19 protein-coding genes are annotated in these 21,709 nt (G+C 72.8%); 10 read left to right on the top strand and 9 right to left on the bottom strand.

Features of this window, described 5'->3' with window-relative positions; all coding sequences use genetic code 11:
- Positions 1-8: 8 nt before the first annotated feature.
- Positions 9-638: a TetR/AcrR family transcriptional regulator gene (locus tag IEZ10_RS25085; protein WP_189248958.1), complete on the top strand. Its 630-nt coding sequence runs from the start codon at positions 9-11 to the stop codon at positions 636-638.
- A 106-nt stretch (positions 639-744) separates the two neighbouring features.
- On the opposite strand, the gene IEZ10_RS25080 is transcribed toward IEZ10_RS25085, so the two are convergent.
- Complete coding sequence (locus tag IEZ10_RS25080; protein ID WP_189248957.1) at positions 745-2,889, bottom strand: peptidase domain-containing ABC transporter; 2,145 nt, start codon at positions 2,887-2,889, stop codon at positions 745-747.
- 149 nt (positions 2,890-3,038) lie between these two features.
- Here IEZ10_RS25080 and IEZ10_RS25075 point away from each other — a divergent pair, with 149 nt between their 5' ends.
- The 3 genes from IEZ10_RS25075 to IEZ10_RS39205 all read left to right on the top strand — a co-directional run bounded on the left by IEZ10_RS25075 (position 3,039) and on the right by IEZ10_RS39205 (position 5,712).
- A complete protein-coding gene (locus IEZ10_RS25075; protein ID WP_189248956.1) occupies positions 3,039-3,557 on the top strand; it encodes a SigE family RNA polymerase sigma factor in 519 nt (172 codons plus the stop codon).
- Positions 3,554-4,705, top strand: a complete 1,152-nt coding sequence (locus IEZ10_RS25070) for a TolB-like translocation protein (protein ID WP_189248955.1) — start codon at positions 3,554-3,556, stop codon at positions 4,703-4,705. Before IEZ10_RS25075 ends, IEZ10_RS25070 begins: the two co-directional genes overlap by 4 nt.
- 92 nt (positions 4,706-4,797) lie before the next feature.
- Complete coding sequence (locus tag IEZ10_RS39205) at positions 4,798-5,712, top strand: ClpX C4-type zinc finger protein (protein ID WP_229811622.1); 915 nt, start codon at positions 4,798-4,800, stop codon at positions 5,710-5,712.
- A 118-nt stretch (positions 5,713-5,830) separates the two neighbouring features.
- On the opposite strand, the gene IEZ10_RS25055 is transcribed toward IEZ10_RS39205, so the two are convergent.
- The gene (locus IEZ10_RS25055; protein WP_229811621.1) at positions 5,831-6,304 is read right to left on the bottom strand and encodes a MarR family winged helix-turn-helix transcriptional regulator; all 474 of its coding nucleotides are present in this window, start codon (positions 6,302-6,304) and stop codon (positions 5,831-5,833) included.
- Positions 6,305-6,558: 254 nt separating this feature from the next.
- Here IEZ10_RS25055 and IEZ10_RS25050 point away from each other — a divergent pair, with 254 nt between their 5' ends.
- Entirely contained in the window at positions 6,559-7,401 is an 843-nt protein-coding gene (locus IEZ10_RS25050; RefSeq protein WP_189248953.1) for an SDR family oxidoreductase, read from the top strand.
- 131 nt (positions 7,402-7,532) lie between these two features.
- On the opposite strand, the gene IEZ10_RS25045 is transcribed toward IEZ10_RS25050, so the two are convergent.
- Positions 7,533-8,252, bottom strand: a complete 720-nt coding sequence (locus IEZ10_RS25045) for a MerR family transcriptional regulator (protein WP_189248952.1) — start codon at positions 8,250-8,252, stop codon at positions 7,533-7,535.
- 32 nt (positions 8,253-8,284) lie between these two features.
- The gene (locus IEZ10_RS25040) at positions 8,285-9,709 is read right to left on the bottom strand and encodes a serine hydrolase domain-containing protein (protein WP_229811620.1); all 1,425 of its coding nucleotides are present in this window, start codon (positions 9,707-9,709) and stop codon (positions 8,285-8,287) included.
- 608 nt (positions 9,710-10,317) lie between these two features.
- Here IEZ10_RS25040 and nadE point away from each other — a divergent pair.
- The 5 genes from nadE to IEZ10_RS25015 all read left to right on the top strand — a co-directional run bounded on the left by nadE (position 10,318) and on the right by IEZ10_RS25015 (position 14,882).
- Positions 10,318-11,148, top strand: coding sequence for an NAD(+) synthase (nadE, locus tag IEZ10_RS25035; protein ID WP_308426298.1), 831 nt, complete (start codon positions 10,318-10,320; stop codon positions 11,146-11,148).
- A gap of 855 nt (positions 11,149-12,003) precedes the next feature.
- Entirely contained in the window at positions 12,004-12,597 is a 594-nt protein-coding gene (locus IEZ10_RS25030; RefSeq protein ID WP_189248950.1) for a TetR/AcrR family transcriptional regulator, read from the top strand.
- Positions 12,594-13,469, top strand: a complete 876-nt coding sequence (locus tag IEZ10_RS25025) for an alpha/beta fold hydrolase (RefSeq protein ID WP_189248949.1) — start codon at positions 12,594-12,596, stop codon at positions 13,467-13,469. The genes IEZ10_RS25030 and IEZ10_RS25025 overlap by 4 nt, the downstream gene beginning before the upstream one ends.
- A gap of 119 nt (positions 13,470-13,588) precedes the next feature.
- Positions 13,589-14,275 carry a TetR/AcrR family transcriptional regulator gene (locus IEZ10_RS25020; RefSeq protein WP_229811619.1) on the top strand — a complete coding sequence of 229 codons (687 nt, stop codon included), beginning with the start codon at positions 13,589-13,591 and terminating at the stop codon, positions 14,273-14,275.
- A 10-nt stretch (positions 14,276-14,285) separates the two neighbouring features.
- A complete protein-coding gene (locus IEZ10_RS25015) occupies positions 14,286-14,882 on the top strand; it encodes a DUF1707 SHOCT-like domain-containing protein (RefSeq protein ID WP_189248948.1) in 597 nt (198 codons plus the stop codon).
- 140 nt (positions 14,883-15,022) lie between these two features.
- Here IEZ10_RS25015 and IEZ10_RS25010 read toward each other — a convergent pair whose 3' ends face one another.
- From IEZ10_RS25010 to IEZ10_RS24990, 5 genes are all read right to left on the bottom strand, one after another.
- The gene (locus tag IEZ10_RS25010) at positions 15,023-16,006 is read right to left on the bottom strand and encodes a LacI family DNA-binding transcriptional regulator (RefSeq protein ID WP_189249038.1); all 984 of its coding nucleotides are present in this window, start codon (positions 16,004-16,006) and stop codon (positions 15,023-15,025) included.
- A gap of 61 nt (positions 16,007-16,067) precedes the next feature.
- Positions 16,068-17,336 carry a multiple monosaccharide ABC transporter permease gene (gene mmsB, locus IEZ10_RS25005; protein ID WP_229811618.1) on the bottom strand — a complete coding sequence of 423 codons (1,269 nt, stop codon included), beginning with the start codon at positions 17,334-17,336 and terminating at the stop codon, positions 16,068-16,070.
- A 5-nt stretch (positions 17,337-17,341) separates the two neighbouring features.
- Entirely contained in the window at positions 17,342-18,883 is a 1,542-nt protein-coding gene (gene mmsA, locus IEZ10_RS25000) for a multiple monosaccharide ABC transporter ATP-binding protein (RefSeq protein WP_373287419.1), read from the bottom strand.
- 64 nt (positions 18,884-18,947) lie between these two features.
- A complete protein-coding gene (gene chvE / locus IEZ10_RS24995; RefSeq protein WP_189248947.1) occupies positions 18,948-20,060 on the bottom strand; it encodes a multiple monosaccharide ABC transporter substrate-binding protein in 1,113 nt (370 codons plus the stop codon).
- 302 nt (positions 20,061-20,362) lie between these two features.
- Complete coding sequence (locus IEZ10_RS24990; protein ID WP_189248946.1) at positions 20,363-21,667, bottom strand: FAD-binding oxidoreductase; 1,305 nt, start codon at positions 21,665-21,667, stop codon at positions 20,363-20,365.
- Between the last annotated feature and the right edge of the window lie 42 nt (positions 21,668-21,709).

Here is a 21,709-nt window from a genome sequence, read left to right as displayed (position 1 = left end):
ACTGGATCGTGGAGAATCCCGGGATCCGGCGCCGACCGGTCCAGAAACGGAGCATCGACCGGGTCGAGCGCATCCTCGACGCCTGCGCCCACCTTCTGGACGAGGTGGGTCTCGACGCGCTGACCACCGTCGACGTCGCCAGGCGGGCCGGGGTGCCGAGTGGCACCATCTACCAGTTCTTCGACGGCAAACCCGGCATGCTGCGCGAGCTGGCGCTGCGAAACCTGGATCTGCTGCTGGTACGGCTACGCCACCGGGTGGCCGAGGAGGGGCCGCTCACCTGGCCGCGGGCGGCCGAGCTCGTGCTGGCCGTGACCGTCGAGATGCGCCGGACCGTCCCCGGTTACACGGTGGTCGACTTCGCCGACACCCGGCCCGGCGGGCAGACGTTCCTGCCGCCGGGCGAGTCGAAGGAAGGCGGGGACGTGCTGGCCGAGCGGCTCTACCACTTCGCCCTCGACGAGGCCGGGCTGCCACCGCTGCCCGACCCCTATCACGTCATGCGGCTGGCCATCCAGGCCACGGCCGCCGCTCTCCACCTCGCCTTCGCGGCCTCCCCCGACGGTGACCCCGTCATGATCGAGCAGGGCCGTACGCTGCTGCGCGCCTACTTCGCCGCCGTGTCCTCCGCCGGTTGAGAACCGGGACGGGAGCCCACGGGACGTCGGCGCGGTCAAGCGACGCGGCGTCCGGCGACGCGGCCGGCCACATCCCGTCGCCGGTGGCGGTGGCGGGGGCGGGGGCTCACCCGGAGGCCGCCGGGAGCTGCGCCCGGGTCAGGCGCGCGTACAGACCGCCGGTGGCGACCAGCGTCTCGTGGGTGCCGCTCTCCGCGATCCGGCCCCCGGCCAGCACCAGGATCAGGTCGGCGTCCCTGATCGTGCTCAGCCGGTGGGCGATCACGATGCGCGTCTGGGGCAGGGAGTCGAGGCCGGTGCTCAGCGCCGCCTCGGTGTCGGTGTCGAGGTGGCTGGTCGCCTCGTCCAGCAGCAGAATCTCCGGACGGGCCAGGATCGCCCGTGCCAGCGCGATGCGCTGGCGCTGGCCGCCGGACACTCCCCCGCCCTCGGTCAGCTGCGTGTGGTACCCCAGGGGCATGGCGGCGATGTCGTCGTGGACGCAGGCCAGCCGGGCCGCCTCCGCCACCTCGTGGAGGGAGGCGCCGGGGCTGCCCAGCGCGATGTTGTCCGCGATCGAGCCGGTGAACAGGGCGGGCTCCTGGGTGACCACCCCGAAGCGGCGCCGCAGCCGTCCGGGGTCCAGGCGGGAGACCGGCACGCCGTCGTGCAGGATCTCCCCCTCCGTGGGCGGGAACAGCCCCAGCAGGAGGCGGGCGAGGGTGGTCTTGCCGGACCCGGACCGGCCGACCAGCGCGACCTTCTGCCCGGGGGCGATCCGCAGGTCGATGCCGCGGACGATCCACGGGCTCTCCGGCGCGTAGCGGAAGCCGACGCCCCTCATCTCGATCACGCCCGGCCCTCCCCCGCCGCCGGTACGGCCGGCCGCGCCGGGTTCGGGGTCGGTCTCCCAGATGTCGGCGAGCCGTTCGGCCTGGGCGCGGGCGGTCTGCAGGCCCCGCAGGCTCGCGGTCAGCGACGCCAGCGGCGCCAGGGCCGCCGCGGCGAGGGCCAGCACCCCCAGCATGGCGCCCGCGGTGAGCCGGTGGCCGGCCACCTCCTGCGCGCCGGCCCACAGCAGGACCAGCGGGGCGGCGAACCGCAGCGCGGCCAGCGCGGTCTCCTGCGCGCCCTGGGCGAGCGCGCTGCGCCGTACCCGCCGGGTCTGCATGGCCAGCAGGCGCGTCCAGCGCTCCAGGACCTGGGCCTCCGCCCCCGACGACTTGATCGTCTCGATGCCCTTGACCGCCTCGATGAGCCGCCCCTGGGCGTCGTTGCGGGCCTCGTGCTCGCGGTGGACCAGGTCGCGGATCCGCTGCCGCCCGGTCAGGAGCACCAGGAACTGGGCCGCGGCCAGTACGGCGAGCAGCCCGCCGAGCAGCGGCGAGCGCACGGTGACCGCGACCAGGTAACCGGCGGCCAGCGGGGCGTCCAGCAGGGCGGACAGCACCTGACCGGTGAGGATGTCGCGCAGCAGGCCGGCCCCGGTGATCCGGGCGACCAGGTCGGCCGAGCCCCGGTGGGCGAAGAAGCCGAACGGCAGGGTGAGCAGCCGCCTGGCCAGCTCGTCCAGCAGGGCGGTGTCGGCCCGGGCGCGCAGCACGACCAGCGCCCAGGCCCGCAGGCCCCCGGCCACCAGGAAGGCGGCCGCCGCCGCGGCCGCGGCCAGGCCCAGCAGCGGCAGCAGGCCGGTCTCGCCGCGGCCCAGCACCCGGTCCACGACGGCCTCGGTGGCGGCGGGCAGGACGAGCCCGAGCCCCTGCAGCAGGAGGCTGAGCGCCACCAGGACGGCCAGCAGGCCCCGGTGGCGCAGCACGCCGAGGCGCGCGTACCGCGACCACCAGGATCGCCGTTCACCGAAGCGGCCCCGCCGGAAGTCCGGGCCGGGGGCGACGGTGAGGAGCACTCCGCTGTAGTCGCGCGCGAACTCCTCCGGGGTGAGCCGCAGCCGTCCGGCGCCCGGGTCGATCACCGTGATCCGGCCGCCGCCGGCCCGCTCCACCACCACGAAGTGCCTGGAGCGCCAGTGGGCGACGGCCGGCAGCGGCGCCTCGGGCACGTGCGCGGCCGGCAGCGCCAGGGCGCGGGTGGTCAGGCCGCGCGCCCGCGCGGCGCGGACCAGGGTGAGCGCGCTGACGCCGTCGCGGCCCACGCCCATCTCGCCGGACAGGACGCGCACGGAGGTGTGGTGCCCGTGCGCGCCGAGGACCATCGCGAGGCAGGCGGCCCCGCACTCGACCAGGCTGTGCTGGCGTACGACTGGAACCCGCATGGGACCGCAGTCTCCGCTCCGCGGCTGGCAATCGGCTTGCAGCCGACATGGGAACCCCGGATCCGCGGGGTCTTCCGGTGGATCGGAGGGACCGGACTGCAACCTTTCGCCCGGTGGGTCGCGTTGGGAACGGGCGAGAGGAGATCACATTGGATCGTCATGACGGCTTCCGCGAGTTCGTGCTCGCCCGCCAGCAGGCGCTGATGCGGACCGCGTACCTGCTCGTGGGAGACGCCCATCTCGCCGAGGACCTGTTGCAGAGCGTGCTGGTCAGGATCGCGGGCAAGTGGCCCGGGCTGGCCCGGGACGGCAACCCCGAGGCGTACACGCGCCGGGCCCTGGTGAACCAGTACATCTCATGGCGGCGCCGGCCGCGGCCGGAGGCGCCGAGCGCCGACCCGCCCGAGCACGGCGTCTCCCACGACGAGGAGACGCTCGACCGGATCATGCTGCGCCAGGCGCTGGCCAAGCTGACACGCAAGCAGCGGGCCGTGATCGTGCTGCGTTTCTGGGAGGACCTCACCGAGGCGCAGACGGCTGAGGCGCTCGGCTGCTCGGTCGGCAACGTCAAGAGCCAGACCCACCACGCGCTGGCCCGTCTGCGTGCGCTCGCACCCGAGCTGGCCGGCCCCGACTCCCTTTCCGACCTTCAGGAGGTGGCGCGATGACGAGACTGCGCAGGGCGTTGAACGGCGTCGCCGAGGAGGCGCCCATGGTGGACCTGGCCGACCTGGCCCTGGCGGGCCACCGGCGCCGGCGGCGCGTCACGGCGCTGCTGGCCGCCGCCACGGTGGTCACGGTGGCGGCGGGCGCGACGACGGCCGCCGTGGCGTCGATCCGGTCCGACGGCGTGGCCGCGGCGCGGCAGACGGAGGCCGCCGCGGCACCGCTCCGGTCCCACGACGCGGCCGCGACGCCGCAGCCGGAGGCCGCCGTGCCCGACCTGCCCGGGGGCCGGGTCGGACCGCTCGCCTACGCCTACCCGACGCCCTGCGAGGTCGACCGGGAGCGGAAGACGGTCGACTGCGCGGCCGTCGAGTGGCGGGTGGTCACCCGCTCCGGCACGACCTACCGGTTGCCGCAGGCCCTCGCCTTCAACGACCGGGCACGCCGTGTCCCCGTCGCGATCAGCCGGGACGGGCGCATGCTCGCCTACTACAGCCGGCACGCCCAGGCACATGTGGTGCGCGACCTGGTGGACGGCTCGGAGGTGACGTCTCCCGTGACGGTGAAGGAGGAGCGCATCGGCATCGGCTCCATGCTCGTGGTCTCCGACGACGGCCGTCACGTGGCGTTCGACCCGCGAGAGGGCAGCAAGGAACCCGGGCTGCTGATCGACGTGCGCACCGGGAAGACCGTCCGGATACCCGGCAAGTACGAACCGGTCAGCATCAAAGACGGCGTCGCCGAGCTGGTCCGGTACGTCAAGACCGATCTGTGGCTGATGCCCGTCACCGGCGGGGGCAGGCCGGTGCGCTTCGCCGGCACGTACATCATATTCAGCGAGCTCGCCCCGGACGGCCGTACGGTCGCCGCCGTCGAGATGAAGGACTTCAGGAAGAGAAGGTTCACCCTGCTCGACACCGCCGGCGGGCGCGCGCCGCGGAAGGTGACCGTCCGCGGTCTGCCGGAGAAGGCGGGCGTCATCGGCACCGGCCCCTGGCGGAGCGGATCGGAGCTCACGCTTTTCGCGCTGGACGCGAAGGGCACGCACGTCTACGGCGTCGACATCGGCACCGGGCGGGCCCGCCGACTGGCCGATCATCCGGGCAAGCCCGGGGGATTCCTGGTCCTGCCCGGGGTCGCGAGCGGCTGAGCGCGCGGCTCCCGGCCGCGTCCGCGGCGGGTACGGCACGCTTTCGTCAGGCTGACTTGACGTCAAGCCAGCCTGACGAAATACTCGGAACCATGACTCCCGAGGAACTCGAACGCCGGTTCACGCTGCTGAACGCGGTCGCGCGGTACGACGCGCTGCGCACCCGCGAAGCCCTCGCGTCGCCGCCGGAGGAGGACGACGACCCCGAGACCGCACCGCTCGACCCGGCCACGGCTCCCCTGGCGCGGGAGGAGGCGCTGGAGCTGCTCGCGCTCGGCGAGGTGATCGCCCGCAAGGCGGGCCAGGGACGCCAGCTCACGGTGCGGTCGGCCCGCCGGGTCGGCGCCTCGTGGTCGCAGATCGGCGCCGCGCTGGGGGCCACGAAGCAGGCCGCCTGGGAGGCGCACAACCGGTGGATCGACGAGCAGGCCCGCCAGGGGGACGACGGCCACTGGGGCTGGAGCGACGACGAGGCGGCGGCCGCCCGCGCGCTCGCCGGCGACCCCGCGGACGAGGAGACCCCGGGTGGGCGCGCGCGGCGGAGCGGCGCCATCGCTTGTCAGGATGTCCCTGACGCTCTAGAGTCGCGATCAACCGTCAGGAAAAACCTGACAACCGTCGCCCCGGAGGACCGCATGACCGCTCCATCCCTGGCCGACGAGCGGATCTGCTGCTCGTTCTGCGCGAAGCCGAAGACCGACGTGGACAAGGTGATCGCCGGCCCCGGCGTCTACATCTGCAACGAGTGCGTGGGGCTGTGCAACGCCATCCTCGACACGCCGGCCGAGCCGTCGGCGGACGCCGAGATCCCCTGGCCGGACCGCATGACCGACGAGCAGATCCTCGAGTTCCTGCCGCGCGTCGCCACCGTGAGCGCCCAGGTCGACGCGAGCCTGCGGGTCTGGGTGGACCGGCTGCGCGACCGGGGCGTCACCTGGTCCAGGATCGGCGCCGCCCTGGACATGACCCGGCAGTCGGCCTGGGAGAGGTTCTCCGGAGAGGACTGAGGACGTCACACGCGTGGAGGCTCCCGCCGTCCACGCCGCACCGGGCCACGCCCCCGCCGTCCCGGCGGGGGCGTGGCCGTTTCCGGCTGCGGGGCGAGCGCTCCGCCCCGTCGGCGGACTACGGCTGCGACGCCTCGGAGGTCAGCCGCCGGGCCTGCTCGCGGCCCACTTCGGCGGTCCGGTGGAGATAGTCGGCGATGATCTCCAACTGCTCGTCGGTGTAGCGCTCCAGCACCGCGCCGAACGCCCGGCCCGGGGTGTCCCACGCCTCCTCAAGCCGCCCGGCCGCGTCGGGGGTCAGGGCGACGAGGGCGCGCCTGCGGTCGTTCGGGTCGGGAAGACGCCGCACGAAGCCCGCCTTCTCCAGGCGGTCCACCAGCCGGGACGCCGATCCTGACGCCAGCCCGGTGAGCCGGGCGATCTCCCCGGTCGTCACCGGCCCGGGCTCCAGGTCGAGCAGCGCGATGCACTGCACGTCGGTGGGGTGCAGCCCGATCCGGTCGGCCATCGCCTGGTTGAACAGCGTGTAGGCGGCGTAGTGCCGCTGACTCTCCCCCACGACGCGTGCGAGCAACTCCGATCGGTTTGACACCCGGCACCTCCATGCCCCACATTTATCTTCGTCACGAAGACTATTCGTCACACAGACTCTTCTCAACGAAGAGTCTGCGTCGCGTCGCATTCTATGCGCTTCCCGAAAAGGGACACGCATGTCCTCACTCCCCGGCACCGGGCCCGCCGCCCGGCTCTCCGGGGACGGCGACGCGCCGCCCCCGTCCGCCGCGGCCTCGTGCGGCCCACGCCGCGCACGACCCCGGCGCACCGTCACCGAAAGGAACCACCGAGATGACCGTTCTCGTCACAGGGAGCCGCGGCGCCGTCGCCCGGACCCTCGCCGGCCTGCTGCGTGAGCGCGGCCTCACCGTCCGCGCGGCGTCCAGCCGGCCCGACGGCCCGGACACCGTCCGGTGCGACCTCACCGACCCGTCCACCTTCGCCGCCGCGCTCAAGGGCGTGACCTCGGTCTTCCTGTACGCCGAGCCGTCGCACGCCGACTCGTTCGCCGAGGAGGCCGCCCACGCCGGCGTCGAGCACATCGTGCTGCTGTCGTCCTCCTCGGTCCTCGTCCCGAACACCGAGGACAACCCGCTGGCGAAGTCCCACCTGGACGCGGAGAGGGCGCTCGACGCCTCCCCCATCCGCTCGACGTCGCTGCGGCCGGGCTCGTTCGCGGGCAACGCGCTCGCGTGGAGCTGGAGCCTGCGGTCGGGCCGGCCGATCAGCCTGCCCTTCCCCGGATCCCACAGCGACCCGATCCACGAGGCCGACGTCGCCGAGGCCGCCCTCGCCGTACTCACCGATCCCGGCCTGGGCGGGCGCCCGTACACCCTGACCGGCCCGGAGTCGCTCACCTTCGCCGAGCAGATCGACATCCTGAGCCGGGTGACCGGCCGGCCCATCCCCTTCCGGCAGGTCACCCGCGAGGAGTGGAAGCAGGAGACGGCCGAGCACATCCCCGCCTCCTACGCCGACCCGCTGCTGGACTGGTGGCAGTCCAACGACGGACGCCCCGTCGAGCTCACCCGGGCCGTGCCGGAGCTGACCGGCCACCCCGCGCGCACCTTCGCCACCTGGGCCCGGGACCACGCCGGCGACTTCCTGGCGGACCACCCGTCGCCCGGGAGGTAGGACGCCCGGCGCCGGCCTGCTGATCGGGCTGCTGATCGGGCTGCTGATCGCCGCGGTGACCGCGTACCGCAACGCGGTCGCCTCCGCGCAGCCGGAGACGGCCCGGCCACGGGCGGCGCGCACGGTCGAGGCTAGCCTCTCGTGAGCCGGGCCAGCCGGTCCCAGGCCGGGGACGTGGCTCCGTGCTGGGACTGCGCGGCCAGTCGCGCGATGGCCGGGTTGTGGACAGGGCCGGTCTCGGACCGGCTGGGATGCTCGGTGAACCAGTTCCGGGTACGGTCCGCGAGGGCGGGAAGGCGGGGATCGTCAGGCGACCAGCCGTAAGCGGCGTCATGGTCGAGATAGAGGGCACGGAACTCGGGATCGGTCAGGAGCTCGCGCTTCTCGGTGACCCACAGGCAGGCGTCCTCGGGCGAGGCCGTTTGCATGAGGATCCAGCCGTCGCGTTCCACACGGATCGCACGCTCGCTGACGCCGAGTTCGCGCAGGTCGTCGAGATAGGCGGCGACCTCGGGAGCGACGAAGAGCCGATCACCGCCGCGCAGCTGGGCGAGTTGGTCACGGGTTCGCCGCAGCTGCGCGATGCGTTCCTCGAGGTCGTGATCGATCTCGGCGATGGCTGCGACGAGCGTGTCCGGGTCGGCTCCGAGGAGGTCTTTGACGCGGGCCAGTGGCACGCCCGCGTGTGCCAAGGTCCTGATCTTGACGAGCTTGATGGCATGCTCGGCGGTGTAGCGCCGGTAGCCGGACGAGTCGCGGTCGGGCTCGGGCAGCAGACCGCGCTCGTGATAGTGGCGGATGGCTTTGATGGTCACTCCGGCGTAGTCCGCGAGCTGGCCGATCGTAAGCATGCCGGATATCCTTCCACCCCGGCGGGCAATGGTCAGACCCGGCGGGTCAGGCGGCCGCCGCCGTTGCGGAAGCACGCCTGGCCATCGCGGATGTCGTGGTAGGAGACGAGCAGCAGCCGCAGGTATCCGTCGAACACCTCCAGCGGGTAGCCTGCGGGCGCGAACAGGCCCGGCCGGATCGGCACGTAGCGCTGCGGCGGGCCGGAGGTCACGCCGCCGGTGAACTCGGTGAAGATCCGCTCCTGTGACTCGTCCGCCGGTTCGTAGGTCGTGCGCTCCTCGAGCAGGCCGTCGACGATGCTGACGTCGATGCGGAGCTGGTTGGAGCGGTAGATGCCCATATACGGGGTGAGGTCGACATCTTGCTCCGTTTCGGTGACCAGCCTGGGGATCCGGACACCGAGGTGCTCGCTCAGCAACCACCGCAGGATCTGGTCCTGCAGCATGATCGCCCCCGGGTTGTTGCCGTAGGCGGCGAAGACCAGGTCGTGCTCGGGGAGCACGCACAGGATGGAGACACCACCGGGTGAGGCGCCCGACATGGCCAGGACGGTCGTGTCGCCGAACGGGTACAGCACCCAGCCCAGGCCCATCGGCGGGGTGTTCGGGCTCTGTGTGTCGTACGAGACCCGCTGCATCAGGGCGGTCGACTCGGCCGACAGGACGCGCGTGCCGGAGGGGGACACACCACCCGCGAGGTGGGTGCGCCCGAAGGCGAGCAGGTCGGCGATGGTGCCGATCGGCGTGCCGCCGGCCGGTCCCCAGGTGTCGGGCAGCGTGAACATGTTCGTGGGCTTGGCCGTCATGGTCTCGGGGTCCAGGAAGTGGCCGATCGCCGTGCTGCGGAGGATGGCCTGCTCGGCGGAGGTGCTGGAGTTCCGCATGCCGACCGGTCCGTAGATGTCGCGTGCGAGCAGGTCGTGGAAGGGCAGGCCGGTCACCTCTTCCAGCAGGCGGCCCGCGACGATCATGCCACCGTTGGAGTAGCTGAGCTGCTCGCCGGGCTCGAACAGGGTGCCGCAGTTGCTCGCGAGGCCGGTGACGTAGGCCTTCAGGGCGTCGTGGCCCTTGGCGTCGGGGAAGAACAGGTCGGCGTCGATGCCGTTGGTGTGTGAGATCAGGTGCCGGACCAGGATCTTGTCCGCCGCGCCCGGTGCGGTCAGGGCGAAGTCGGGAAGATGCTTCACCACCGGCGTGTCGAGGTCCAGCAGCCCGCGGTCGACCTGCCGCAGGACCAGCGTGGTGGTCAGGACCTTGGTGACGGAGCCGAGCAGGAATCCGGTGTCGTCGAGCATCGGTGCACCGGTGGCGACGTTCGCGGTGCCCTGGGCGACGACGATCTGCTCTCCGGCGTGGTAGACGCCGGCGACGAACCCGGGGACGTTGTCGGACTCGCAGTAGGCGGCGGCCTGCTCACGGATCCGGGCCGCGACGGTGTGCAGTGCGTTGTCGTTCATGCAGAGCATCGTCGGACCCTGCCCCTGGGGCAGGGTCAAGCCCCGCGACACGGAGAATCAGCGGGCTTCTCCGGCCGTCGGTGCGAACGCCGATGACAGGCCCGGCCATCGGCGCCTCCTGATCAACGAGTTGTCCGTCATGGAGACCGGCCCGGTCGGCAGGATCCGGATCAAGCCGGCCTCGGGCATACGGGCATACGCGAAGGCATGCTCCTGGCCCGGAAGAACGGCGGGCTCAGGGCACAGCCCGTGCGACCGGCGCGGGGTCCGCGCCTCCGGGGAGGACGGGCGAGGCGGTGGGAGCGACGGCCTCCGGTCCGCGCGTGCGTGTTTAGGCGGCCCTTCCCCGGAAAGGTGCGTCGGACTCCGGGGAATCCGCGCGGGCGCCGTCCGATGCCGGTCGCCTCTCCCCGAGGGAGGCGACCGGCATCGGACTTCGCCCGTGGCGCTCCGGGGCCGGGGGCGTCTCGACGAGTCCCCTGTCCCGAACAGGGCTTCGCGGCCTTCCCCTAGAGTGCTTACGTCCCCTGCGCGCGCCCGGGGTCCCCGGCCCGGCGGCGCGTGCCGACCCCCGCCCAAGGGCCCGCGGGCCCGACCGAGGAGCCACCGTGACCGATCCGGCCCCCATGTCCCTGCAGCAGGAGATCGCCCGGGATCTCCACGTGAGCGCGTCCTTCGACGCGCAGCAGGAGATCGAGCACCGGGTGGCCTTCCTCGCCGCGCAGCTGACCTCCACGGGCCTGCGCGCGCTGGTGCTGGGCATCAGCGGCGGGGTGGACTCCACGGCCGCGGGCCGGCTGTGCCAGCTCGCCGTCGAACGGGTCCGCGCCGCCGGGCACGAGGCGACGTTCTACGCGATGCGGCTGCCGTACGGTGACCAGGCCGACGAGAAGGACGCGCAGCTGGCGCTGGAGTTCATCGAGCCCGACCGGGTCCTGACCGTCGATGTGAAGCCCGCCAGCGACGCCGCGCTGGAGGCGCTGCTGGCCGGTGACATGGTCTTCCGCGACGCCCATCAGCAGGACTTCGTGCACGGCAACATCAAGGCGCGGCAGCGCATGATCGTTCAGTTCGCGGTGGCGGGCGCGTACGAGGGGCTGGTCGTGGGAACCGACCACGCCGCCGAGGCCGTCTCCGGCTTCTTCACCAAGTTCGGTGACGGCGCGGCCGACGTGGTGCCGCTCGCCGGTCTCACCAAGCGGCGGGTGCGGGCCGTGGCGCAGTCCCTGGGCGCGCCGCCGGAGCTGGTCGGCAAGGTCCCGACCGCGGACCTGGAGACGCTGAGCCCGGGCAGGCCCGACGAGGAGGCGCTCGGCGTCACCTACGACGACATCGACGACTTCCTGGAGGGCAGGCCGGTCGACGGGACCGCCTTCGAGACGATCGTCCGCCGCTACCGGCTCACCGAGCACAAGCGGCGGCCGCCGATCGCCCCCTGAGCCGGTCCCCCGGCGGACACGGGCCGTGGCCGTGCCCGCCGGGGCCGTCATCGGGAGCGCCGCCGTGTGACTCAGGCCGGAGGCGCCCCTTTCGCCCCTTTCGCGCCGTCCTCCGTTCTTCGCCGGCGCCGCCCCCGGAGCCGGGCCGGGGGCTTCGCGCGCCTGACCACGCGGTGCGCCGGACGCCGTGCCGAAGGCGGACCACGCCGCCGCCGAACCACCGCTCGTCCGGCGGCTCCAGGTCGGCGCGCCCCCGTCCGGGAAGGACGCGTGGCCGCCGCCGGTGATCGCCGGTCCGGCGAAGAGCCGGCACCCGTCGACCGGCCCGGCCCGCAGCGCCTGCGCGGCCAGAACGGCGGCCGGTCCGGGACCGTGTGCGCGGTCTCCCGGTAGGCCGTCGTCTCGTGCGTCGGGCGGCCGTAGCGGTACGTGCCGGTCGAGCGCGCGCCCTCGTCGATGAATTCGTGCGGCTCCTCCTCGGGGGCGCCCCGGCCGAAGCGGCCGTCCAGATCACTCACGCAGCCGTCGAGCGACACGCTCATCGAGCAGATCAGCCTGCCCGTCGCGGGCCTCCTCGCCGGATCACCCGGGTCGTCGCCGTGCCCGTCGCGCGCTTCCCCGACCGGCGGCTCTCCGTCCTCGCACCGGGACCGGCCGGCGGCTCATCGCCTCCGCGGTGTGGTCCCGGCCACCGTACGGCCTCACCGCGGGAGCCGCCCCGGCTCCGCACGATCGTCCCGCGCGGGAGGGGGCGGCGTTGACGGGCGTGCCACCGAATGCCTATCCTCACATCCCTAGGAAAAAACTAGGAACATTAGTTTCAGTCGACCATCTCTAGGAAAAGAGCGGAGTGCCATGGTGCGGGCCGGGTTGACGGCGGAGCGGGTGACGCTCGCCGCCGCCGAACTGGCGGACGAGGTCGGGCTCGACCACCTGACCATGTCGGCGGTGGCGCGGCGGCTCGGGGTCAAGGACGCCAGCCTTTACGCGCACGTCCGCGGCTTGGAGGACCTGCGCGGGCGGATCGCCCTGCTGGGGGCGGACGAGAAGACCATCCGCATCGCGGAGGCCACCGCCGGGCGGGCCGGCAAGGACGCGCTGGTGGCCTACGCCGACGCCTGGCGGACCTACGCCCACGACCACCCGGGCCGCTACACCGCGACGCAGATCCCGATGGAGATCGACCCCGAGCTCCTGGCCCGGGCCCCCGGGCCGCGCCGCGCGATCGAGCTGACCTACAGCATGCTGCGCGCCTACGCGCTGACCGAGCCCGACCTGACCGACGCGGTCCGGCTGATGCGCAGCACGCTGCACGGCTTCGTCAGCCTGGAGGCCGCGGGCGGGTTCGCGCACGCGCGCCCGGCGCAGGAGTCCTGGGTCCGCTGCCTGGACGCCCTGCACTCGCTCCTGAAGCACTGGCCCGCACCCGACGAAGGAGACCCGCGATGACTCCCCCCACTATCGGCCGCCTGCGCGTGGACGGCGCGACCCTGCACTACGAGGTGCGCGGCGAGGGCCCGCTCCTGCTGCTGATCCCCGGCGGCACGGGCGGCGCGGCGTCCTTCGACGACGTCGCCGACGACCTGGCCGCCGACCGCACGGTCGTCTCCTACGACCCGCGCGGCCTGTCCCGCAGCCCGCTGGACGACCCGGAGGCGCCGCAGCACGTCGCCCGGCACGCCGACGACGCGCTCCGGCTGCTGGACCTGCTGTCTCCGGAGGCGCCCGCCCGCGTGGCCGGCTGCAGCTCGGGGGCGATCGTCGCGCTGCACCTGCTGGCCACCCGCCCCGACCGGGTCGAACGCGTCGTGGCGCACGAGCCGCCGGTGGTGGAGGTGCTGCCGGACGCCGCCGAGCACCGCGCCATGCTCGCCCGCGTCCAGGACACCTTCCGCAGGGAGGGGCTGATGCCCGCGGCGGCCGTTTTCGCGGCCGGCCTCAGGCCGCCCGGCGCCGCACCCACCGCGACTCCGGCGACCCCGCAGGCCCCGCAGGCCCCGCAGGCCCCGCAGGCCGCCGGGCTGACGCCGCGGGCGGCGGCCCGCGTCGAGCGGACGATGGCCGACATGCCTTACTTCCTCGGACGCGTCGTGCCGGGTTTCATGGCCTACACCCCTGACGTGGAGCGCCTGGCGGCCCTGTCGGACCGGCTCGTGCTCGCGGGCGGAGCCGACTCGCGCGGCGAACTGCCCCACCGCTGCGCCGCCTTCCTGGCCGAACGGCTCGGCACCGAGTTCGTCCGTTTCCCCGGCGGGCACACTGGCCTCAGCACGCACCCCGCCGAGTTCGGTGAGCTGCTGCGCAAGCTGCTGGCCGGCTGAGTCCCGTCGGGCGCGGCGCGTTCCCCGGCCATGGCGCGCCCGGCTCGGCCTGGCCTGGCTCGGCCTGGCCGGGCCGGGCCGGGCCGCCCTGTTGTCCAGTGGACAATAAACTGCCGGTCATGGCACCCAGACGCAGGCGCGCCCCGGAGGAGTCACGTGCCGAGCTGCTGGCGGCGGCCGCCGAGCTGATCAGGCAGCGGGGTCCGGACAACGTCAGCCTGCGGCAGATCGCCGAGGCCGCCGGTGTCGCCCACGGGCTCGTGTCCCACTATTTCGGCACCTATGCCGCCCTGGTGCGGGAGGTGCTGCGCGTCGAGAACGACCGCATCGAGTCGCGGGTGCGCGAACGCATCCGCGCCGAGGACGGCGTGCCACTGGCGGCGTCGATCATGGACGTGGTGTTCGACACCCTGGCGGACGAGCGTTACCTTCGCCTGTTCGTCTGGGCCGAGATGCACGCCGACTACCGGGGCGCCGCACGACTGGAGCTGGTGGAGCTGATCGACACGATCGAGGCCGGGATACGCGACGCCCTCGCGGGGCGGCCCGCGCCGAGCCGGTCGCGCGTCGAGGCGGTCGTGCTGGTCGGGCTGTCGGCCGCGTACGGGTTCGCCATCGGCGGCCGGTCGTGGCTGGCGGGCCTGGGCCACGACCCCGACGACCCGGCGCATGCGGCGGAGTTCCGCGTCCAGCTCGCACGGATGATGGCCGCCCACATGGTGGAGGAGTCCGGGCTGGAGCCGGCCGGCCGAGTTGTTCTCCATCCGGAGAATAAGATGGTCCCGCCACGCCGATCACACGAATAGGACCGCGAGCATGTCCGAGCACCCCCATCTCACCTCGGCCCAGCAGGTGCGCCCCTCCGACGAGGACCGCGACCAGGTGGCCCGGCGACTCCAGCAGGCCGCCGCCGTGGGCCGGGTCGAGCTGACCGAACTGGACCAGCGGCTGAGCGAGATCTACCAGGCCCGGACCCGGGACGAGCTCGCGCACGCCGCGCGAGGACTGCCCGAGCCGGCCCGCACGGACACGCTGGTGGTGCACGACGAACCCGGCTCCCGCTTCGCCTTCAGCGTGTTCGGCTGGTTCAGCCGCAGGGGCCGCTGGGTCGCCCCGCGCGTGTTCACGTCGTTGTCGATGTTCGGCGGCGGTGAGATCGACCTGCGCGACGCCCGCTTCGCCGCGCAGGAGATCCAGGTGCGCGCCTTCGCCCTGTGGGGGTACACGGAGGTCGTCGTGCCCGACGACGTGGAGGTCGAGGTCAAGGGCTTCGGCCTGTTCGGCGCGTTCGACCGGAGCGCCGTCCGCAGCAGGCGGGGGGCGCCACGGGTCGTCGTCAGCGGTCTCGCCCTGTTCGGCGGCGTCGGCACGAAGACCAAGGCGGCGCGCAAGGCGGCGCCCGGCCGTGACTGACGGCGGCGTCGTTCCCGGTCGGCGCGTCGCCTCCGGCAGGCGGAATACGGCGGGCGGCCACGAGCCCCGAAAGCCGCTGCGGCCCGTCGGCGGCATGCGCGGCCGCCGGCCGGATCGGGCCGGTGACGCCCCGGGCCGCGTCAGCGCGCCGCGGAGCTGGACCTGACGACGAGGGAGGGCGACACGACGAGCCGCTCGCGCTCACCGGTGCCCGGCGTGTCGATCCGCCGCAGCAGCACCTCGATGCTGTGCCGGCCCACCGCGGCGAAGTCCTGCCGGATCGTGGTGAGCGGGGGCGAGAAGAACTCCGCCTCGGGGATGTCATCGAAGCCCACGACGCTGATCTGCTCGGGGACCCGCACCCCCTCCTCGGTGAGCGCCCGCAGCAGGCCGAGCGACATCTGGTCGTTGGCCACGAACACCGCCGTCACCCCGCCGACCCCGGCCAGCCTCCGGCCCGCCTCGTACCCCGAGCGGGGGCTCCAGTCACCGACCAGCGGCTCGGGCACCGTACGGCCGGCCTCCTCCAGGGCGGCCCGCCAGCCCTCGGTCCGGCCCTCGCTCTCCAGCCAGTCGGCCGGACCGGCGACGTGCCAGACCGTCTCGTGGCCCAGCTCCAGCAGGTGCCGGGTGGCGAGCCTGGCGCCCTCGGCCTGGTCGATGCAGACCACGGGCACGTCGGTCATGTGCGAGCCCTCGACGGCCACCGCGGGCAGCCCCGGCGGCAGGCTCTCCAGGGCGCGGGCCGCCGAACGCTGCGGCGCGACGACCACGACGCCGTCGACGCCCTGCTCGGCGAGGTAGTCGATGGCGTCGCCGACGCTGGAGGCGTCGATCGACTTCAGGCTCACGATGCTGACGAAGTACCCGGCGGTCCTGGCGGCCTGCTCGATGCCGTAGACGGTGCTGGCCGGGCCGTACAGGGTGGTGTCGAAGCTGACCACGCCGAGCGTCCGCGAGCTCCTGGTGACCAGGGCACGGGCGGCGAGGTTGCGGCGGTAGCCGAGCCGGTCGATCGCCTCCAGCACCCGGGTGCGGGTGGCCGGCCGGACGTTGGGGTGGTCGTTGAGCACCCGCGAGACCGTCTGGTGCGACACACCGGCCTCCCTGGCGACGTCGGCCATGATCGGTGGGCGGTGCCCGAGGGGCGGTGCCACGGTCTCTCCTTTCGGCCGGTCACCCGGGTCAGCGAGCGGTTCCGGCCCGGCGTTTGGTCCAGACGTCGAACGCGACGGCGGCCAGCAGGACGGCGCCCTTGACGAGCATGACCCGCTCACTGGGTGAGCCGATCAGGGACATGCCGTTGTTGATGACCGCCATGATGAGACCGCCGGTGATCGCCCCGGCGACCTTGCCGACGCCGCCCTGTACGGCGGCGCCGCCGATGAAGGCCGCGGCGATCGCGTCGAGCTCGAAGCTGCCGCCCGCCGTCGGACCGGCCTGGTTGAGCCGGCCGGCGAAGATGACGCCGGCGACGGCCGACAGCACCCCCATATTAACGAAGATCCAGAAGACGACCTGCTTGACCTTGACCCCGGACATGACGGCCGCGTGCAGGTTGCCGCCGATGGCGTAGATCCGGCGGCCGAAGACCGTACGGCCGGCCAGCAGCGAGTAGCCGAGCACCAGCGCCGCCAGCAGCACCAGCACCCAGGGCAGGTTCTTGAACCGGGCGAGCTGCACGACCAGGAAGAGGATCAGCGCCGCCCCGGCCGCCATCTTCAGGGCGAACAGCGGCACCGGGTCCACGGCCTGGCCGTAGCCGGCGCGCGAGCGGCGGGTACGCCACTGCGCCACGACCATGCCGGCGACGGCGAGCAGACCGACCAGCAGGCTGAACAGGTCGGCGCCGCCCAGCGGGCCGAGGCCGACGTTGCCGAGGTAGCCGTCGGTGAAGCCGTTGGCGAGGGTGCGGACCGCGTCGGGGAACGGGCCGATGCCCTGGTTGCCCAGCACGGTCAGGGTGAGCGCGCGGAACAGCAGCATGCCGGCGAGCGTCACGATGAACGCCGGGATGCCGAAGTAGGCGATCCAGAACCCCTGCCAGGCGCCGACGAGGCCGCCGGCCACCAGCGTGACCGCCAGCGCCGCCGGCCACGGCAGGCCCATGTCGACCATGAGCACCGCGGCCAGGGCGCCGGTCACCGCGACCACCGAGCCCACCGACAGGTCGATGTGCCCGGCGATGATGATCAAGATCATCCCGATGGCGAGGATGAGGACGTAGGAGTTCTGGACGATGATGTTGGAGATGTTCTGCGGCTGGAGCAGAGCGCCGTCGGTGAGCACCGAGAACAGCGCGATGATCAGCGCGAAGGCGATGTAGATGCCGCTGGAGCGCAGGTTGAGCGACAGCCCGCCCAGCGACACCCGTCCCGGCCGCCGCGGCTCCCCCGGATCCCCGGCCCCTGCCCCGGTCCCGGCCGCCACCTCGGCGGGGGTGATGCTGCTCATGGGGGCTACTCCTGTCCCTTGGTCATCAGGTGCATGAGACGTTCCTGCGTGGCCTCCCGGCGCGGCACCTCACCGGTGACGCGGCCCTCGCAGAGGGTGTAGATGCGGTCGCACAGGCCCAGCAGCTCCGGCAGCTCCGAGGAGATCACCAGGATCGCCCGGCCCTGGTCGGCCAGCCGGTTGATGATCGTGTAGATCTCGTACTTGGCGCCGACGTCGATGCCCCGGGTCGGCTCGTCGAGGATCAGCACGTCGGGCTCGGTGAGGATCCACTTGGACAGCACGACCTTCTGCTGGTTGCCGCCGCTGAGCTTGCCGACCACGCTGGACACGCCGGGGGCCTTGATGTTCATGCTCCGGCGGTACTCCTCGGCGACCCGGTACTCCTCGCGCTCGTCGACCCAGCCGCGGCGCGCCAGCCCGGCCAGTCCCGCGGCGGAGACGTTGCGCCTGATGTCGTCGATGAGGTTGAGGCCGTAGCGCTTGCGGTCCTCGGTGGCGTAGGCCAGGCCGTGCTCGATGGCGTCCTGGACGGTCCGGATCCGGACGGGCCTGCCGTCCTTGAAGATCCTGCCGGAGATGTCGGTGCCGTAGGCCCGCCCGAACACGCTCATCGCCAGCTCCGTACGGCCCGCGCCCATCAGCCCGGCCAGGCCGACGATCTCACCCCGGCGCAGGGTGAGGCTCGCGCCGTCGACCACCTTGCGGCCGGGCTGGGTGGGGCTGTGCACCGTCCAGTCCTCGATGCGCAGCGCCTCCTCGCCGATGGACGGCTCGTGGGGCGGGAAGCGGTTGTCCAGGGCGCGGCCGACCATCCCGGCGATGATGCGGTCCTCGGTGACGTGGCCGCCCGCCATGTCGAGCGTCTCGATCGTCCGCCCGTCGCGGATGACGGTGACGGAGTCGGCGACCGCGGTCACCTCGTTGAGCTTGTGGGAGATGATGACGCAGGTGATGCCCTCCTCCCGCAGGCCCCGCAGCAGGTCCAGCAGGTGCGCGGAGTCCTCGTCGTTGAGCGCGGCGGTCGGCTCGTCGAGGATGAGCAGTCTCACCCGCTTCGACAGCGCCTTGGCGATCTCGACGAGCTGCTGCTTGCCCACGCCGATGTCGGCGACCGGCGTCACCGGGTTCTCGCGCAGGCCGACCCGCCGCATCAGCTCGGCGGCCTCGTGGTTGGTGCGGTTCCAGTCGATGATCCCGTGCCTGGACCGCTCGTTGCCGAGGAAGATGTTCTCGGCGATCGACAGCTGCGGGCTGAGCGCCAGCTCCTGGTGGATGATGACGATGCCCGCGCGTTCGCTGTCGCGGATGCCGCCGAACTCGCAGCGGGCGCCGTCGAAGACGACCTCGCCCTCGTAGTCGCCGTGCGGGTGGACCCCGGACAGCACCTTCATCAGCGTCGACTTGCCGGCGCCGTTCTCGCCGCAGATCGCGTGGATCTCGCCCCGCCGCACCGACAGGGTGACGTCCTGCAGCGCCCTGACACCGGGGAAGGTCTTGGTGATCCCGCTCATCCGCAGGATCTGGTCGGTCATCTGGTCGGCCATCGTGGGAAGGAAACCCCTCGGTCCCGGCGCCCGGGGCCGCGGAGGGCCCCGGGCGCGGCCTTCGTCAATTGAGCTGGTCTTCGGTGTAGTAGCCGCCGCCGACGATGACGTCCTTGTAGTTGTCCTTGTCGACGATCACCGGGTCGAGGAGGTAGGAGGGGACGACCTTGTCGCCGTTGTCGTAGTCCTCGGTGTTGTTCACCTCGGGCTTGCCGCCCTTGAGGACGGCGTCGGCCATCTTGACGGTCGTCTCGGCGAGCTTGCGGGTGTCCTTGAAGATGGTGGAGTACTGCTCGCCGGCGATGATCGACTTCACCGAGGCCAGCTCGGCGTCCTGGCCGGTCACGACCGGGTACGCCTGGCCGCCGGTGCCGTAGCCGTTGCTCTTGAGCGCCGACAGGATGCCGATGGACAGGCCGTCGTAGGGCGACAGCACGCCGTCGACCCTGGTGTCGCCGGTGTAGGTCTTGGTGAGGATGTCCTCCATGCGCCGCTGCGCGGTGGCGGGGTCCCAGCGCAGGATCGCGGCGGTCTTGAAGTCGGTCTGGCCGCTCCTGACCGTCAGCGTGCCGTCGTCGATCTTCGGCTTGAGCACCGACATGGCGCCGTTCCAGAAGAAGGTGGCGTTGTTGTCGTCGGGCGAGCCGCCGAACAACTCGACGTTGAACGGGCCCTTCTTGCCGTCCTCGACGCCGAGCCCCTTCAGCAGCGAGGTGGCCTGCTGGACGCCGACCTTGAAGTTGTCGAAGGTGGCGTAGTAGTCGACGTTGGGGCTGTTGCGGATCAGGCGGTCGTAGGCGATGACCGGGATCTTGTTGTCGGCGGCCTGCTGCAGCTGGGAGGTCAGCGCGGTGCCGTCGATGGAGGCGACGATCAGCAGCTTGGCGCCCTTGGTGATCTGGTTCTCGATCTGGTTGGCCTGGGTGGGGATGTCGTTCTCGGCGTACTGCAGGTCGACCTTGTAGCCGAGTTTCTCCAGCTGCGACCTGACGTTGTCACCGTCGTGGATCCAGCGCTCGGAGGACTTGGTGGGCATGGTGACGCCGATCAGCGCGCCGGCGGCCCCGCCCGCGACGGAGGCCTGGGCGTCCACCGTCTTCTGACTGGAGCCGCAGGCCGTCATCGTGGCGGCGAGCGCGACGGCGGACAGCGCGCCCGCGATTCGTCCCAACCTCATCGTGCACATCTCCTTGCGGATCGGGGGGTCATCCGGAGGGTCACGGCAGCGCTCGTTCCGACCGCCACCGAGGCATATGAAGCGCTAAACAGTCACATAACGTGATGACCGGAATGAAAGGCGTGTTCGCTGTGCCGATTGTTATCGCTAACAAAGGTGGTGTCAATGCCTCCGGCCAACCTCCCGGAAACCCGCCCGTAACGCTCCCGCCCGCTCCGCCCGCCGGTGGCGGCGGGCGGAGCGGGCGGGAACCGGGCGTCCGGCGCCGCGACGGACGGGACGGGAGCCGCGCCGGGGCGAGGTCAGCCGAGGACGGGGAAGTTGCTGCGGATGACGCCGCGCGGGTCGTGGCGGTGCTTGATCTCGCGCAGCCGCTCCAGCGTGGCGGGGGTGAAGGCGTCGGCCGCGCTCTCGCGGGGGCCCAGGAAGGTGAAGGGCTTGCGTCCGCTGACGGGCAGGGCCTCGGCGAGGGCGCGCTGCCTGGCGGTGACGGCCTGGGCGGTGGCCGGGTCGGCGGGGATGCCGAACAGGTAGAGCGCGTACGGTTCGCTCAGCGGGCCGTGCGGGCTGTCGGAGGGGCGGGCGAACGCACCGCCCAGGTGGCGGATCTGCGCGCTCAGCAGCGGGGTGATCGGGTCGGCCAGCAGCGTCTTGGCCGCGGCGTCGTCGAGGCCGGTGAGCAGTTCGGCGCGCGACAGACCCGGGCCGGGGTCGGTGGGTTCGGCGGTGATGGAGCCGATCTCGGCGACCGACATGACGCGCCGGCCGTCCGACAGCGGCCGGGGCAGCCGCTCCAGGGGAGCGAGGAGGTCGCGGGCCTCGTCTTCGCCGCCGAGGTGGGTGACGTCGACGGCGACCATGGGGTCGGCGCCGGGGAAGTGCAGCAGGTCCAGCCAGGCGGTCAGCTCCTCGGGCGCGGTGGCGGTGATCCGCCGGTAGGCCTCCAGGACGGCCGGGGCGTGCTCGGCGGTCCACAGCATCCGCCCGCCGTACAGGTGCGGTGCGGGGTGCAGGGTCAGCTCCAGGGCGGTGACGATCGCGAAGTCGCCGCCCGCGCCGCGCAGCGCCCAGAACAGGTCGGAGTCGTCGGTGGCGGTGACGCGCCGTGAGCGGCCGTCGGCGTCGATGACGTCGAGGGCGGTGACGCTGTCGGCGATCCAGCCGTGGGCGCGGCCGAACCAGCTCAGCCCGCCGCCGAGGGCGGCGCCGGTGACGCTGACGACCGGGGAGCTGCCGGGCAGGCCGGTCAGTCCGTGCGGCGCGGCGGCGGCCTGCAGGCGGCCGGAGGGAACGCCGGCGCCGACGCGGGCGCGGCGGGCGGCCGGGTCGATCCGCAGGGTGTCCAGCCGGGTGGTGCGCAGCAGGATCAGCCCGTCGGTGCGGCCGGTGGCGCCGTGCCCGTTCGGCTGCGCCGTCACGCCCAGTCCGGTGGCGCGGGCGTGGCGGACCAGCGCGGCGACGTCATCGGCGTCGGCGGCCTCGGCCACGGCCGCCACCGGCTGCTCGATCGCCAGGTTCCACGGGCGGCGGGCGGCGTCGAAGCCGGGGTCGCCGGGCAGCCAGACCCGGCCGCGGACGACGGAGCGCAGGGCGGTCAGGGAGTCCATGGTCTTTCTTCCTCGCACATCAGGGGGTTCTTGAACGGCTCC

Source organism: Streptosporangium pseudovulgare (assembly GCF_014648055.1).
GTDB classification, from domain to species: Bacteria; Actinomycetota; Actinomycetes; order Streptosporangiales; family Streptosporangiaceae; genus Streptosporangium; species Streptosporangium pseudovulgare.
This window is presented reverse-complemented; position numbering and strand designations above follow the sequence as displayed.

Bases quoted from the DNA above. Each gene is read 5' to 3' on its own strand.
- IEZ10_RS25080 (WP_189248957.1), bottom strand. From the start codon at position 2,889: ATGCGGGTTCCAGTCGTACGCCAGCACAGCCTGGTCGAGTGCGGGGCC.
- IEZ10_RS25070 (WP_189248955.1), top strand. From the start codon at position 3,554: ATGACGAGACTGCGCAGGGCGTTGAACGGCGTCGCCGAGGAGGCGCCC.
- IEZ10_RS39205 (WP_229811622.1), top strand. From the start codon at position 4,798: ATGACTCCCGAGGAACTCGAACGCCGGTTCACGCTGCTGAACGCGGTC.
- IEZ10_RS25050 (WP_189248953.1), top strand. From the start codon at position 6,559: ATGACCGTTCTCGTCACAGGGAGCCGCGGCGCCGTCGCCCGGACCCTC.
- IEZ10_RS25045 (WP_189248952.1), bottom strand. From the start codon at position 8,252: ATGCTTACGATCGGCCAGCTCGCGGACTACGCCGGAGTGACCATCAAA.
- IEZ10_RS25040 (WP_229811620.1), bottom strand. From the start codon at position 9,709: ATGAACGACAACGCACTGCACACCGTCGCGGCCCGGATCCGTGAGCAG.
- IEZ10_RS25030 (WP_189248950.1), top strand. From the start codon at position 12,004: ATGGTGCGGGCCGGGTTGACGGCGGAGCGGGTGACGCTCGCCGCCGCC.
- IEZ10_RS25025 (WP_189248949.1), top strand. From the start codon at position 12,594: ATGACTCCCCCCACTATCGGCCGCCTGCGCGTGGACGGCGCGACCCTG.
- IEZ10_RS25020 (WP_229811619.1), top strand. From the start codon at position 13,589: ATGGCACCCAGACGCAGGCGCGCCCCGGAGGAGTCACGTGCCGAGCTG.
- IEZ10_RS25015 (WP_189248948.1), top strand. From the start codon at position 14,286: ATGTCCGAGCACCCCCATCTCACCTCGGCCCAGCAGGTGCGCCCCTCC.
- IEZ10_RS25010 (WP_189249038.1), bottom strand. From the start codon at position 16,006: ATGGCCGACGTCGCCAGGGAGGCCGGTGTGTCGCACCAGACGGTCTCG.
- mmsB (WP_229811618.1), bottom strand. From the start codon at position 17,336: ATGAGCAGCATCACCCCCGCCGAGGTGGCGGCCGGGACCGGGGCAGGG.
- mmsA (WP_373287419.1), bottom strand. From the start codon at position 18,883: ATGGCCGACCAGATGACCGACCAGATCCTGCGGATGAGCGGGATCACC.
- chvE (WP_189248947.1), bottom strand. From the start codon at position 20,060: ATGAGGTTGGGACGAATCGCGGGCGCGCTGTCCGCCGTCGCGCTCGCC.
- IEZ10_RS24990 (WP_189248946.1), bottom strand. From the start codon at position 21,667: ATGGACTCCCTGACCGCCCTGCGCTCCGTCGTCCGCGGCCGGGTCTGG.